This window comes from Streptomyces sp. NPDC001634, from assembly GCF_040298185.1.
Taxonomy (GTDB): Bacteria; Actinomycetota; Actinomycetes; order Streptomycetales; family Streptomycetaceae; genus Streptomyces.
Genome location: NZ_JBEOZU010000055.1, coordinates 48,665 through 62,343, shown reverse-complemented (window position 1 = coordinate 62,343; position 13,679 = coordinate 48,665). Strand labels below are relative to the sequence as shown.

Genomic DNA, 13,679 nt, shown 5'->3' with positions numbered 1-13,679 from the left:
GACCTCGGCCATCTCCCCAGGTGTCACACCACCACAACGACACCCGAGCCCAACAGACACGCCACTCACGAATGAAGCTGACCAAGCCCTACTAGTACGGCCACGTCGTCGAGGTGGTCCACTGCGACCGCTGCGTCGAGGATGCGGTCGGCGGTCGCCTCGGCGTTCAGTCCATCGTGGAGGGCTTCGGCGGCCAGTGTTCCGGCTCGCTCCAGTCCGGCTTCCAACGGGAGGCCCGGTCCTTCGACCACGCCGTCGGTGACCAGGACCAGCGCACTGCCCTCGTCCAGGGTGAAGGTCTCGTCGCGGTAGTCGGTGTCGGGCACGACCCCCAGGACCGGCCCGCCCGGCAGCTCGTGAATGCTGTAGCTGCCGTCCTTGTGCGCGTACAGCACCGGAACGTGCCCGGCGCTGGCACCGTTGACCCGTCCGTCGGGCGGGTTGAGATGCAGCATGGTGCAGCTGGCGAATCGTGCCGCACCCATCGTGACGAGCAGCTCGTTGGTGCCCGTCAACACGGCTCCCGGGTGCGTCTCGCGGGCGGAGATACCACGCATAAACGAGCGCACTTGTCCCATGAAAGCGGCAGCGTCCACGTCGTGGCCTTGGGCGTCACCGATCTCCAGGGCGACCGCGCCGTCGGGCATCACGAAGGCGTCGTACCAGTCTCCGCCGATGTCCAACCCGTCACGGCTGGGACGGTAGCGGGCGGCGACCTCCAGGCCGGGGAGATGCTCGGGCAGCGTGGGGAGCATGGTCTGCTGCAGCGCCGTGGCCAGCTCGACTCGTGCCTGTTGCAACCTGATGCGCCTCAGTGCCTGGCCTGCCAGGTCAGCCAAAGTACCCATGAGGGTCATATCGTCCAAGGAGGGCCGGTGTCCGCTGCCGTAGGTCACCAGCCATCCCCCAAGGGGTTGATTGCCGGCCTCGATGAGGGGGGCGATCGTGAAGGCGTAGTCGGAGCCGAGTCGGCCCAGGTGTGGAAATTCGACCGCGTGTGGCCAGCGGTGGAGGTAGTCCTTCCGGTCGACGATGAACTTCGGTTTGCCGGTGCGGATCGCCTCGGGCAGCGGGCTGGGATGGTCCAGCGGCATGCCGTGCAGGACGTCGACCTCCCACATGGTTATCCCGGCATCGGTGGAGACGCGCAGGCGGCCTTCGTCGACGAGTGCGAGCAGGGCGCCGCTGGCGCCAAAGGTCGCGGTGAGCCGGGTCAGAACGACCTGCCGCAGTTCCTGCTCCGTGGCCGCGGTGATCAAGGCGGAGGAGAAGTCGGCGGTGTCTTTGGCGCGCTGTCGCTCGGCAGCCAACGCGGCCTGCGCCTCCTTCTTGCGCTTCTCCTGCTTGGTGTCGTCGCGGACCACCCCGAAGATCCGCTCGGGGCCGCCATACCCCAACTGGATCCGACGGGTCTGGACGGTCAGTTGGTGCCAGCCCTCGTGCTGGGCGAGGTACCGAAACCTCACCCAGGGGGACTGCTGGGTGGAGGGCGAGCGCAGGAGCTGCCGGAAGGCTTCCTGGTCGTCAGGGTGCACTGCCGATATCACTCTGGAAAGCGACACAGCGGGATCCGGAAAGAGGGCCGCCAGGGCGGGTGCGCCACCGAGCCACTCCAACTGGTGCTCGTAGGGTGAGTACATCCACAGGCCGAGGTGGGCGGCCGTGGTGGCCATTCTGAACGGGATCAGCAGGCTGGCCAGGTCATTTCGCGCATCCAGTGCGTGCACCCAGACCAGCTGCTTGTCACTTGCGGGATCCTTAACTTGCCGCGCCTCGATCAAGCAGGCAATGGGTGCTCCGCCCCGCCCGGGGAAGTCCAGCACCCGCATCGCGACCGTCTTCGTCCTGGCGGCGTGGACCACGAAACTCTTGGCCAAACTCCGCTGGTTTGCAGGCCACAGATCACCGAAGTCATGTCCCAGACACTGCTCCGCCGGCCTGCCCAGCGCCGCGACCATCGCAGCGTTGAGACCGTAGATGACACCGTCCAGCGTCAGCAGAGCCGCCGGGTCAGCCCTTCGGAGTAGTTCGTCCGAGGCGTCCATCTGTGGCTCCCTGGCATGCCAAAAAAGCCTCTTCCCCCATAGTCGCGCATTTTGGCGTGATGTCTCGGTAAAGGAGTTTGTGCGCGTTCTACGAGCTGGAGGTCGGCCGCCACGTGCCGCCGGAGCGGGTGTGGTCGGTGTGGCTGTGCGCCGACCACCTTGTGGCCGAGCGCCGCGAGGTCAAACGGCAGTTCGCCGACGGCATCGGTGTCCAGTTCTAGTTCGGCCCACACTGTTTTGCCGCCGCGGGCCAAGCACCTGGCTGCATGGCGCCGACAGTGCTGCGCGACGATGTAGAGACCGCGGCCGCCTTCGTCGTTGGGGCAGGCGTGGCGCAGCCGGGGGAGGGTGTTGCTGGTGTCGGACACTTTGCAGGTCAGGACCTGGTGCCGGATCAGGCGGAGGCGGATCGGGACTGCGGCGTGGCGGAGGGCGTTGGTGACCAGTTCGCTGATGATCAGTTGGGTGGACACCTCCAGACGATCCAGTCCCCACTGGTTCAGCCGTCGGGTGACCAAGGTGCGGGCGCGGCGGACTACGGCCGGGTCGCTGGGCAGTTCCCAGCACGTGGTCTGGCTCGGGCTCAGCGGATGGGTCCGGACGACGAGCGATGTCACGGCGTCGCGCGGTGACCGGGTCGGCAATGTCTCGATCACCGAGGAGCAGAGGTCTTCCAGGGACCGGTCGGGGTGTGCCAGGGCGGCGCCCAGGTGCTTCATGCCGGCGTCGGTGTCGTGGTCGCGACTCTCGATCAGACGGTCGGTGTACAGAGCAAGCCGGCCTCCCTCGGGCGGTTCCGGCTCGGCCGCTTCGAAAGGGACCCCCATCCCGACACCAAGCGGCCTTCCGGTGGGCAGGTCCGGGAAGTCGACCTTGCCGTGCGGGTCGATGATCGCGGGCGGGGGGCTTGGCATCGCCCCGCCGGATCACTCGATCCACTCCGGTTCGACGTCGTCGGGCATCCAGGGGAACGGGAGCCATGGGTGCCGTGAGGGTCGGCGAGCGCAGGGGCCGAGTGCCAGTGCTACCCCGACTGGGCCAGGCGGAGGGTGCACATCACCAGAGAAACGGGTGCACCCTTGAGCCGCCGAAGCGTCGCGCCACGCACCTTGGAACAAGGGCGTACGGAGATAACTCCACCTGCGGCGAAGCGGGATCCGCCATCACATGGCGGGCCGTCAACTCACGTGCGGCTCCAGTACCCGGCGGATCCTCGGCAATCACTACTTACGTCTTCGCGCCTCAAGCCCAGGCGTTGAGGGCACGCGTGAGGTTGTCCTCCGCCTTACGGAGCAGCGCGGCGAGCGTCTCGCGCTCGGCGTCGGTGAAGCCGTCGAAGGTGGTCTGCTCCAGTTCCTGCCAGGCGTTCTCAACCTGGCGACGCAGACCCTGGCTGGCCGTAGTGGCCTCCACGGTCATGGCCCGGCCGTCGGTCGGCGAGGGGCTGCGACGGACGAAGCCCCCCTGCTCCAGGCGTTTGACCATGCGGGTGACAGTGGAGGGTTCGGCGCCCAAGAGGCGGACCAGCTCCAACTGGGGCTGCGGGCCGTTCTCCCACAGGTGCATCATCAGCAGCTCCTGGCTGGGGTAGAGACCGCTGGGGCGCAACAGGTGGCCTGCGACCGCGCGGTGCAGGCGGGTGGTACGGACGACGGCATGACTGAGGGGCCCGCTGCGTGCCGCCGAAGGCAGTGCGCCTGGGGGTGGAGCCGCACCCCGGTCGGATCGCCGGCGAGATGTCCGGGCCGGCCGGGTAGGCGGCGGATCCACGCGTGACTCCATAGTTCTCGACTCCTGACGAGGCCGGACCTGGCCATCGGGCAATATTGCTCAAGCAATCATCTGCTGCGAAGGAGTTTTACAAGGCGATCATGCGCCCGCGGTGGCTGTGTGCCGGCAGTCTTCCCGTCATGGTCGCTGTTCCCATGTTCTCGCGTCCCCGTGCAGCCTAGGTTGCCTCCTCTTTTGCCCGAGCCGTCGCACAGACTGCTCGCCCCCACGTTTCTGGGAGCGGACACTCCTGGACGGGAAGGCCCGGGCGGATCAGGTTGTCGACCAGCAGTGTCGGTGGCTGCCGTGCTTCCTCGATTGCTGAACGCATGGAGTCACGGCCGACCGCCGGGCTGAGGCGCGCCTCCGCCACGTCCAGCACCCGGGCCTGCACGGCACGGGCCAGCACCGTCAGCTCGTCCACCGGCTCACCGTGATCCGCCTGGGACGTGGAGCACAGGTGGTCGAGCGGAACGGTATTCGCGCCGGTTTCTCGGGTGGCGTGGCGGCGTGCTGCGTACACCAGCCGGTGCACGGCGCGGTCGGCGGCGCTGAACAGTTCCCGATCCAGCCGCTCCACGCCCGGGTCCATCGTGCGCAGGGCCGTGGCGACGGCAGCCAGGGCCTCCTGCTCGACCTCGGCGCTCTCCAGATGGGCGGGTCGGGCCGGCCGGGCGAGCATCCGGCGCAGCACCGGCACGGTCATGGCCACGGCGACCACATCCCAGGGTTCGCCGAGGTCGCGGGCTCGCCGGACCACCTCGCGCCAGGACTGCCCGCGCTGTCGGTTCGTTCTCGGCCTTCCGTGCGGCTTCGGATTCCTCGCCGCCTGGACCAGGACAAACAGCCTGCGAGTATCAATTTTCACTTTAAGGTGGTGCTCTGCGCCTAATGCCCGCCTTGTGGCCTGCTTCTAGCGTCGTCCCCATGGACGCGACCACACGCGATCCGACCTCCGCAGCACGGAAGGAACGCTGGATATGAGCGCGACACAAGGCATGGGCGAGGGCGTCCTGGGCGCCGTGGGCGCGACCGGGAACGGGCAGGTCGTGCAGCCGCCGGTGCTTGGCGGCCCCGAGGAGTCCGACTACTACCTGTTGGGGGAGCTCCTCACGGAGGAGCAGCAGCAGCTGAGGCACAGGGTCCGGGAGTTCATGGACCAGGAGGTCATCCCGATCATCAACCCCTACTGGGAGCGCGCCGAGTTCCCGCACGAGCTGGTACCCAAGCTGGCAGAGCTGGGGATCGCCGGCTTCCAGATCCCCGGCTACGGCTGTCCAGGGATGAACAATGTGACCGCCGGGATCGTGATCATGGAGCTGGCCCGCGGTGACCTGAGCATGTCCACGTTCATGGGCGTCCACTCGGCCCTGGCCATGGCCTCCATCGCCCTGCTGGGATCGGAGGAGCAGAAGCAGCGGTTCCTGCCCCCGATGGCGCGGATGGAGAAGATCGGTGCCTTCGGCCTGACCGAGCCGGCGCATGGCACGGACGTGGTCAAGCTCCAGACGGAAGCCCGCCGGGACGGTGACTCGTACGTCCTGAACGGCTACAAGCGGTGGATCGGCAACGCCACCTTCGCCGACTACACGATCATCTGGGCCCGTGGGGACGACGGTCACGTGGGCGGCTACGTGGTCGAGAAGGGCACGCCCGGGTTCGACGCCAAGGCCATCACGGGCAAGACGGCGCTGCGATGCGTGCAGAACGCCCAGATCTCCATGAAGGACGTCCGGGTGCCGGCCGAGAACAAACTGGCCGGCGGCAGCACCTTCCGGGACACCGAGAAGGTTCTCCTGGCCTCGCGGTACTGCGTGGCCTGGGAGTCGGTCGGCGCCGCCATCGCGGGCTACGAGACCGCGCTCGCATACGCCAAGGAGCGCAAGCAGTTCGGGATGCCGCTGGCCTCCTTCCAGCTCATCCAGTACCGGCTGGCACGCATGCTGGCGGACGTCACCGACATGGTGTGCATGAACCTTCGGCTCGCCCAGTTGATGGACGAGGGCAAGTACTCGATGCCGCGGGTGTCCCTCGCCAAGATGCACTACACCGAGCGGGCACGGGCCATCCTCTCCGACGCCCGCGACATGCTCGGCGGCAACGGCATCGTCCTCGACTACCACGTGGCCCGGCACACGTGCGACATCGAGGCCATCGACACGTACGAGGGCACCGACACCGTGCAGGCGTTGATCGTCGGCCGCGACATCACCGGCTACAACGCCTTCGTGCCGACGACGCCGGCGCCGGCCTCGAGCCACTGACCCGCCGGTCGGCGCGCGACGCCCCGGTCGTGGGGGCGGCCACCGGCGTCGCGCCCGGGGCCCTGCCGAGAAAGGATCCGTCATGGCGGACACGCACCTGCTGGAGGGGCTGCGCGTCGTCGACGTCGCCAGCTTCATCGCCGCTCCCGCCGCGGCCACGATACTCGGGGACTTCGGCGCCGACGTCGTCAAGGTCGAACCACCCCGCACCGGCGACGCCTACCGCGCGCTCAGCCATTTCCCACCCAACCCCCGCGTCGACGGGATCAATTACCCCTGGCAGCTCGACAACCGCAACAAGCGCAGCATCGCCCTCAACCTCAAGTCGCCCGGTGCCAGGCCCGTGTTGGAACGCCTGGTGAAATGGGCCGACGTGCTGGTGACCAACTTCCCGCCGAGCACCCGGTCCAAGCTGGGCCTGGACTACGACGACCTGGCCCCCCTCAACCCCCGGCTGATCTACGGCGATGTCACCGGCTTCGGCGAGGAAGGCCCGGACGCCCACCTGCCAGGGTTCGACGTGACCGCGTACTGGGCACGCAGTGGCCTGATGGACTACACGCGCCAGCGCGACGGGGCGCCCGCCATGAACGCGTTCGGCTCGGGCGACCACCCGACGGCCGTCAGCCTCTACGCCGGCATCATGACCGCGCTGTACCGGCGGGAGAAGACCGGCGAGGGCGCCCGTGTCACGGCGTCGCTGATCGCCGAGGGCGCCTGGGCGGCGAGCATGTGGGTGCAAGCCGCGCTCGTCGGCGGCAAGGCACCCCGGCCCGCCGACCGGACCGACCCGCCGAACGCGCTCGCCAACGCCTACCGCACGGCGGACGACCGCTGGCTGCTGCTGGCCTTCGCCAACGAGGACAAGCAGGTCCCCCTGTTCCTCCAGGCCATCGGCCACCCCGAGGCGGCCCGGAACCCGGACTATGCCGACACCCCGAGCCGCCGCGCCCACGCGGCCGAGATCGCGATCCTGCTCGACAAGACCTTCGCGACCCGGACGCTCGCCGACTGGCGCGAGGTGCTCGACGCAGCCGGGCTCACCTACGGCGTCGCCCAGACGATCGACGAGTTCGCCCACGATCCCCAGCTCACCGCCAACCGCATCCTCGTCCCCATCGAAGACGGCAGCGCCGAGCCGCATCTGACCGTCGACAGCCCCGTACGACTGGACCAGGAGCGCAAGGTCCCACCGCGCCCCGCCCCCGACCTGGGCGAACACACCGACTCGGTGCTGCGCGAACTCGGCTACGACGATGCCGCGATCACGGAACTGCGCGGGGCGCAGGTGGTCGACTGATCGCACGGCCACCCGGACACGACACAGGGGGGAGAGAGAAGGGAACCGGCATCATGACCGAGCCCATGGAAACCCAAGCGGTGCGCACCGAGGAACGCGACGGCGGTATCTGCGTGATCACCATCGACCGGCCCCACGCCCGCAACGCCGTCGACGGAGCCACGGCACGCGCGCTGGCCGCCGCCATCGACAACCTCGAGGCACGCGACGACCTCATGGTCGGCATCCTCACCGGTGCCAACGGTGTCTTCAGCGCCGGTATGGACCTCAAGGCCTTCGCGAGAGGCGACACACCCGTCATCGAAGGACGGGGCTTCGGCGGCATCACCCGCACCGACATCAAGACCCCGCTCATCGCCGCAGTCGAGGGCTACGCGCTGGGCGGCGGCACCGAGATGGCCCTCGCCTGCGACATGATCGTCGCCGCCCGGGACGCCACCTTCGGCCAGACCGAGGTCCACTACGGCATCGTGCCCCCCGAGGGCGGCATGGTGCGGCTGCCCGAGCGCATCCCCCGCAACATCGCCCTGGAGCTCCTGCTCACCGGTGACCCGCTGCCCGCCGCGCGCGCCGAGCAGCTCGGCCTCGTCAACCACCTCACCGAACCGGGCGAGGCCCTCACCCAGGCACTGGAGCTTGCCCACCGCGTCGCGCAGAACGCCCCCCTCGCCATCACGGCCGTCAAACGCGTCCTCAACGAGCGGACGGCCCTCCGCGACATCGACGCCCTGCGCGACCAGGACCAGTACGTCACCCCCGTACTCGCCTCCATGGACGCGAAGGAAGGCGCCCGCGCCTTCGCCGAGAAGCGCTCACCTCACTGGCAGGGCCGCTGACCCATGCCTGGTGCCGGGCCCCGGCGGATCCCCCGGCGGTTCAGCCACGCCGCGGGTCGCCGGCCGGGCGCCGTGCCCCGACACGAGAGGACCCGGTCACGTGCGCTCCCAGGATGTGACGCAACGGCTCACCACCCCCTTGGACGTTCCGGCCTACCCGGACGGCCCGTACCGCTTCACCGATCGTGAGTACTTCACCATCACCTACCGCACCGACCCGCAGGTGCTGGAACGCCTCGTCCCGGAGCCCCTGCGGGCCGCCGAGCCGACGGTGAGCTTCGAGATCATGCGGATGCCCGACACCACGGGGCTGGGCAACTACACGGAGTCCGGCCAGGTGCTCGCGGTGGAGTACGAGGGGGAGCGCGGCGAGTACGTCCTGGCGATGTACGTGGACAGCCTGCCGGCCATCGCCAGCGGTCGTGAGATCAGCGCCTACCCCAAGAAGCTCGGCGCTCCGCGCCTGGCTGTCGACTCTGACACCCTGGTCGGCACCCTCGACCACGGATCACTGCGGGTCGCCACCGCCACCATGGGTTACAAGCACGCTCCGATCGACGTGGACCGTGCGCGCGAAGAGATCTGCTGTCCCACCTTCATGCTGAAGAAGCTCCCCGGAAACACCGGCGAGCCGCGCATCTGCGAGCTGGTCCGGTTCCGGATCGAGGACATCACCGTCAAAGGGGCCTGGACCGGCACGGCCCGGCTGCAGCTCTTTCAGCACGCCCTGGCGCCCATGGCGGACCTTCCGGTCTTGGAGGTCCTCTCCGCGAACCACGTCCTGACCGACCTCACCCTGCCACCCCCCGCGGTGGTCCACGACTACCTCGCCCGGTGAGCCCTGCGGTGCACCACAGGAGGAGCCATCATGAACGACACTTCCGCCGCCCCCAGCTTCGCCGAGGGGCCCTGGCAGAACGTCACGGTCGTCGGGGCAGGGGTCATCGGCGCCTCGTGGACCGCCCTGTTCCTCGCCAAGGGGATGACCGTCACCATCAGTGACCCGGCCCCCGACGTGGAGAAGCAGGTGCGCGCCCAGCTGAACGAGGCGGTCCCCGCCCTGCGCGCGCTCGGCCTGCCCACCGACGACCTCGACCGTGATCTGCGCTTCGAGGCCGACCTCGAGCGGGCGGTCGCGAACGCGGACGTCGTCCAGGAGAACGGCCCCGAACGCCTCGACGTCAAACAGGACTTGTTCAGCCGCATCGAGCGTGCCGCTCCCGCCGAGGCGTTGCTGCTCAGCTCCACGTCCGGCATCCGCGCCACCGACATCGCCGAGGCGCTGCAGCAGCCCGGACGGCTCGTCATCGGCCATCCCTTCAACCCGCCACACCTCGTTCCGCTGGTGGAGGTTGTCGGTGGCGAGCAGACCGATCCGGAGGCCGTGCGCCGCGCCGTCGACTTCTACACGGCGCTCGGCAAGAAGCCGCGCGTGCTGCGCAAGGAGGTGCCGGGTTTCGTCGCCAACCGGCTGCAGGCCGCGCTCTTCCGGGAGGCGATCGACCTCGTTGTCCAGGGCGTGGTGACCGAGGAAGAGCTGGATGAGATCGTCACGTCCTCCATCGGCCTGAGGTGGGCGGTCGCCGGCCCGTTCCGCAGCTTCCACCTCGGCGGCGGCCCCGGCGGCCTGCCCGCCTTCCTGCAGCACCTCGGCCCCGCCCTGCAGGCCCAGTGGCGTGACCTCGGTTCCCCCCAACTCGACGAACCCACCGTGAAGTTGCTCTCCGAGCAGGCCCGCTTCGGCGCGAGTATCGAGGAGCTGCAGACCGCGCGGGACAAGGCGCAGATCAAGGTCATGCGCGCCCTCGGCGAATGAGTCACGCGTGCTCGGTGTCGCTCTTCCTCAGCAACACCGAGCCCAGGTGTTCGACGGCGAGCAACGCGACGTCCAGATCGGTACGCCGTTCCTGGACCGCGTACCCCATGGCCTCCTCGGCCTTGCGGATGCGGTACTGCACCGTGTTCCTGTGCAGGATCTGGCTGCTCCCGGTGGCGGTGTAGCTGCAGCCCGTGTCGAGGAAGACCCGCAGCGTCTCGCGTAGCCGCGCGCAGTGCTCGTCGTCGTCGGCCAACGGCCCCAGAACGCTCCGCACCCAGCTGCGCAGGTCGTCGATGTTCGCGCTCATCATGGCGATCGGCGCGACCCGGGCATAGGCCGTGCAGCGGCAGTCACGGCAGTCATGGCAGTCGGGGCTCGCCAGCGCGGTGAGCTCCTGTACGCGCAGGGCCTGCCGGTGCGTGCGGCGGAATCCCTCGATGCCCGGCTCCACGCTCCCGGCGCAGACCCGCACGGAGGGATCGGCGTTCTCGACCGTGCTCGACAGCCGTGCCCAGGAGATCCGGTCGCGTGAGCCCAGCGGCAGCCACGCCCAGGCCGCCGCCCGGCCCTGGCCTACGAACAGGGGCCGTGCGGGGCAGTCGAGCAGCTCCGCCAAGCCGCTGGTGAACCGGTCCAGGCGGGCCACGCCGGCACGGTCGTGCGCGGTCGGCAGCCAGGCCACCAGCCCCAGGTGATGCTGGCGCAGCCGGTAGCCCAGGGCGGACTCGGCCCCGTCGAGGTCGACCTCGCGCGCGGCGAGTATGTCCCGCACGCGCGCCGTCCGCCCAGCGCACTCGTTGCGCAGCCAGCGGTCCCGTTCCCGCTGGTAGACATCGATGACCTGCTCGGTGACCCGGTCGATGTAGTCGAAGCTCAGCGCCAGCATGCGCGAGGTGGCCGCGACGGAGGCCTCCTCTTCGATGCACTGCCGGTGAAGCTCCGCCAGGCAGGCTTGCAGCAAACTCCGGTGCCCGAGTCTGTAGGCCCTGATCAGCGCATGGACGGGAGTGCCGCTCTGAGCCAGCCTCCGGGCGTACTCATGGGCCGCCGCGGGTCCCTCGACGGTGTCCAGCGGCACGCCGTACTCGAAGACGTCCAGCAGCGTGGCGACATGTGCCGTCATCCCGGCCTGCAGGAGCCCGGCGCCGCCGCCGTCCCTGAGCGGTCCGAGTTCGGCCAGCAGCTGTTCCCAGATGCCGCCGGTGAGGTCGGACAGGTGTGCCCTCATGCCGGCCGCGACCGCGGTCAGCAGCTTCTCGGTCTCCGGAGTGGCTCCTGCCATGACGCTGAGCCCCATCTCGCCTTCCGCGTCAGCCGGTCTTGCCGTTCTTCGCGCGCTGGAAGCCGATGTTGTCGTCGATGACACTGCGGGGCTCGTCGCAGACCCGACCGAGGAAACCGCGGACCTTCTCCCCGTACTGCGTCGCCCCTGCCTCCTCCGGATCGGGCGCGTAGTCCGGTTCGGACACCGGCGGCCGCATCCCGACCGATGCATCCTGCTTGCGCATATAGATGCCCCTTTCGACTGTGACAGCGGCTTCCGAGGAAGGGCCGGGCACGGAATCAAGACAGGCTGGATCGGAAACCTGCCCCTTTCAGGGGACCACTGAGCACCGCGAGGCGCAGCTCGGGAAGTACTTCACCGGCCGCCAGGATCGGGCGGAGGAACGATCTCCCGCTTGATGATCTTGCCCGTGGGGGGTTGGCCCTCCATCCCCTAGGTTGTCCTGGGCCATGCCTTGGCGACCGATGCCGACGTAGGTGCCAGAGCGCAGCGACACTCGAGGAGTATTCGCATGACGGCAACGGCCAGCGACCAGAAGACCGGCCGCGTGGTGGCTGGTGAGGACCTGTTTGACAGCCTCACGCACTTCGTAGTCATCCACAACGGACAGTCCCGCGAGCGCGCCGAGCGGATCGCGGACCAGGCGGTGGCCTTCCCGATCACCGCAGCGACCGCCACCGTCCCCATGGTCCCCTCGGGCAACGTGGACCTCGGCCTGCACGCGCTCATCCTGCACATGTAGGAGTACGCCGCACCGTGTGAGCGGTACGCGGGCCGCTTCCTCCACCACACCCCATGCCGGACGGCGGACCGCGTGACACGCAGAAGGTTGCCGCCTCCTTGCACGATCCACCCCCACTAGCGGTGTTGTCACCCTGACGGATCTGTCACTGACTGAAGGCGGGCCGAACGCTTTGCCCCCAACGCCGTCAGCCGCCGACCGGCTTGCCGCCAGCGGGTGGACACTGCTGTGGCACATCGTCCACGTCGGGCCGTTGCTGCATGAGCGCCAGAGGTACGCCTTGCTGAAGCGCGGAAAGATTACCGACCTCGCACCTTCCCCCGATGCGTAGATGCAGACGTTGAGTGGTCAGGCAGCGTCCTCGCCAGCGCCTGGAGTGACCAGTCATGTTTGCTCGGCGCGCACCCATCGCGGTTGAGTGAATCCGCAACTATCCGGGAAGTGATCTTGGTGTCGCCGGGAAGTGCACGCTCAACTGGCTGCATCGTCGCTGGTCAGTGAAAACTCGTGAACGACCCAAGGGTCACATCGCGGTCGACGACACCCCGGTTCCAGTCTGGGGTAAAGGGCCGCACTACGACAGGAGCCTCGACTCGCTGGAGATCACCGCCGGGATGTACGCGAAAGGAGGAGCACAGAAACGGCCGGTGCAGCCCGGCAACAGAACATCGACGCCTACGAACACCGGCACCCGGCGCGGTACGGCGAACAAGCCGGCCTCTCGCAAGGGCAAAGCACCGCAGGAAAAGAAAGCGGAGGTGCCGGAGAAGAAGGAGTTCCGCTACGCATGATGGCCGCGTTCCCCGGCCATGGTCACGGCGACCTCGCCGGCGCCTTCGGGAGGTAGTCGCCGGGGACGCGTAGGCCGGAAGACCTCGGCGCCGATCACGATCACGAGGTCGTGTCCGGTCAGCCGGTCGCTGATGGTCTTCACCGACATGCCGAGCGGGCCGCCGAAGAGGGGGTGATCCTCGGGGAAGGAGGCGCGGTCCAGCAGCGGGGCGCCGTAGACGGCCGCGCGCAGCTTCTCCGCCAGGGCGACCGCCGAGTCCCAGCCGCCGGCGCGGTCCACCTCGGGTCCGAAGACCAGGGCGGGGTTGCGGCTCGCGGAGATGCGGTCGGCGAAGCGCCGCAGCCGCTCGGTGTCGGGGGCGACGCGCTCGCTGACGGTGCGTGTCCGGGTGAAGCCGTCCAGGGGCTGGTTCCAGTCGTCCATCGGGATGGAGAGGTGGACCGGTCCCGTCGGGGGCTGGGGCGCGACCGCGTAGGCGCGCAGGAAGGCTTCGGGGACGTCCTGGGCCCGGGCGGGCTCGTACGACCACTTCACCCAGGGCTGGGGCATCGTGGTGGCCTCGCGGTTGCCCAGGTAGGGCTCGCCGATCAGCAGTTCCCGGTGCTGCTGCCCCGAAGTGACGATGAGCGGGGTGTTCCCCCGGTAGGCGGCGACGAGGTTGCCCAGGCCCGCTGAGGAGTGCAGGTTGACCAGCGCCGGGCGGCGCGTGACCTGTGCGAAGGCGTCGGCCCTCGCGATGGCCGACGCCACCAGGGGGGCCATGAAGTACTGGGAGTCCGCGGGGGACTCCAGCGGGGAGGTCTGCGCGGTCGACCCGGGATTCCC

Annotated in this window: 13 protein-coding genes and 1 pseudogene; 7 read left to right on the top strand and 7 right to left on the bottom strand. The window is 68.9% G+C overall.

Features of this window, described 5'->3' with window-relative positions; all coding sequences use genetic code 11:
- Positions 1 to 65: 65 nt before the first annotated feature.
- From ABT186_RS30670 to ABT186_RS30655, 4 genes and pseudogenes are all read right to left on the bottom strand, one after another.
- Complete coding sequence (locus ABT186_RS30670) at positions 66 to 2,045, bottom strand: SpoIIE family protein phosphatase (RefSeq protein WP_351927797.1); 1,980 nt, start codon at positions 2,043 to 2,045, stop codon at positions 66 to 68.
- A gap of 239 nt (positions 2,046 to 2,284) precedes the next feature.
- Positions 2,285 to 2,959, bottom strand: a pseudogene (locus tag ABT186_RS30665) (SpoIIE family protein phosphatase); the annotation flags it as partial.
- A 328-nt stretch (positions 2,960 to 3,287) separates the two neighbouring features.
- Positions 3,288 to 3,614 carry a MarR family winged helix-turn-helix transcriptional regulator gene (locus tag ABT186_RS48070; RefSeq protein ID WP_502973366.1) on the bottom strand — a complete coding sequence of 109 codons (327 nt, stop codon included), beginning with the start codon at positions 3,612 to 3,614 and terminating at the stop codon, positions 3,288 to 3,290.
- Between the two features lie 379 nt (positions 3,615 to 3,993).
- Positions 3,994 to 4,575, bottom strand: a complete 582-nt coding sequence (locus tag ABT186_RS30655; protein ID WP_351224930.1) for a hypothetical protein — start codon at positions 4,573 to 4,575, stop codon at positions 3,994 to 3,996.
- A gap of 220 nt (positions 4,576 to 4,795) precedes the next feature.
- On the opposite strand from ABT186_RS30655, the gene ABT186_RS30650 reads away from it, so the two are divergent.
- The 5 genes from ABT186_RS30650 (at position 4,796) to ABT186_RS30630 (ending at position 10,031) form a co-directional block, all read left to right on the top strand.
- On the top strand, positions 4,796 to 6,079 hold the full coding sequence (locus tag ABT186_RS30650; protein ID WP_351224932.1) for an acyl-CoA dehydrogenase family protein: 1,284 nt from the start codon (positions 4,796 to 4,798) through the stop codon (positions 6,077 to 6,079).
- An 82-nt stretch (positions 6,080 to 6,161) separates the two neighbouring features.
- Positions 6,162 to 7,379, top strand: coding sequence for a CaiB/BaiF CoA transferase family protein (locus ABT186_RS30645; RefSeq protein WP_351224934.1), 1,218 nt, complete (start codon positions 6,162 to 6,164; stop codon positions 7,377 to 7,379).
- 53 nt (positions 7,380 to 7,432) lie between these two features.
- A complete protein-coding gene (locus tag ABT186_RS30640) occupies positions 7,433 to 8,215 on the top strand; it encodes a crotonase/enoyl-CoA hydratase family protein (protein ID WP_351224936.1) in 783 nt (260 codons plus the stop codon).
- A gap of 100 nt (positions 8,216 to 8,315) precedes the next feature.
- Positions 8,316 to 9,053 carry an acetoacetate decarboxylase gene (locus ABT186_RS30635; RefSeq protein ID WP_351224938.1) on the top strand — a complete coding sequence of 246 codons (738 nt, stop codon included), beginning with the start codon at positions 8,316 to 8,318 and terminating at the stop codon, positions 9,051 to 9,053.
- Positions 9,054 to 9,083: 30 nt separating this feature from the next.
- A complete protein-coding gene (locus ABT186_RS30630) occupies positions 9,084 to 10,031 on the top strand; it encodes a 3-hydroxyacyl-CoA dehydrogenase NAD-binding domain-containing protein (RefSeq protein WP_351224940.1) in 948 nt (315 codons plus the stop codon).
- 1 nt (position 10,032) lies between these two features.
- Here the strand turns inward: ABT186_RS30630 and ABT186_RS30625 are convergent, their stop codons facing one another.
- Together ABT186_RS30625 and ABT186_RS30620 are read right to left on the bottom strand one after the other, a co-directional pair.
- Positions 10,033 to 11,316 carry a PucR family transcriptional regulator gene (locus ABT186_RS30625; RefSeq protein ID WP_351927791.1) on the bottom strand — a complete coding sequence of 428 codons (1,284 nt, stop codon included), beginning with the start codon at positions 11,314 to 11,316 and terminating at the stop codon, positions 10,033 to 10,035.
- A 28-nt stretch (positions 11,317 to 11,344) separates the two neighbouring features.
- Positions 11,345 to 11,542 (bottom strand): hypothetical protein, encoded by a 198-nt coding sequence (locus ABT186_RS30620; RefSeq protein ID WP_351927789.1) that lies wholly within the window; start codon positions 11,540 to 11,542, stop codon positions 11,345 to 11,347.
- A 288-nt stretch (positions 11,543 to 11,830) separates the two neighbouring features.
- On the opposite strand from ABT186_RS30620, the gene ABT186_RS30615 reads away from it, so the two are divergent.
- Complete coding sequence (locus ABT186_RS30615; protein WP_502973364.1) at positions 11,831 to 12,061, top strand: hypothetical protein; 231 nt, start codon at positions 11,831 to 11,833, stop codon at positions 12,059 to 12,061.
- Between the two features lie 497 nt (positions 12,062 to 12,558).
- Positions 12,559 to 12,852 carry a hypothetical protein gene (locus ABT186_RS30610; RefSeq protein WP_351927788.1) on the top strand — a complete coding sequence of 98 codons (294 nt, stop codon included), beginning with the start codon at positions 12,559 to 12,561 and terminating at the stop codon, positions 12,850 to 12,852.
- Here the strand turns inward: ABT186_RS30610 and ABT186_RS30605 are convergent.
- A partial coding sequence (locus tag ABT186_RS30605; RefSeq protein ID WP_351927786.1) for a thiamine pyrophosphate-binding protein occupies positions 12,843 to 13,679 on the bottom strand: 837 nt, incomplete at its 5' end. The two genes, ABT186_RS30610 and ABT186_RS30605, sit on opposite strands and share 10 nt — an antisense overlap.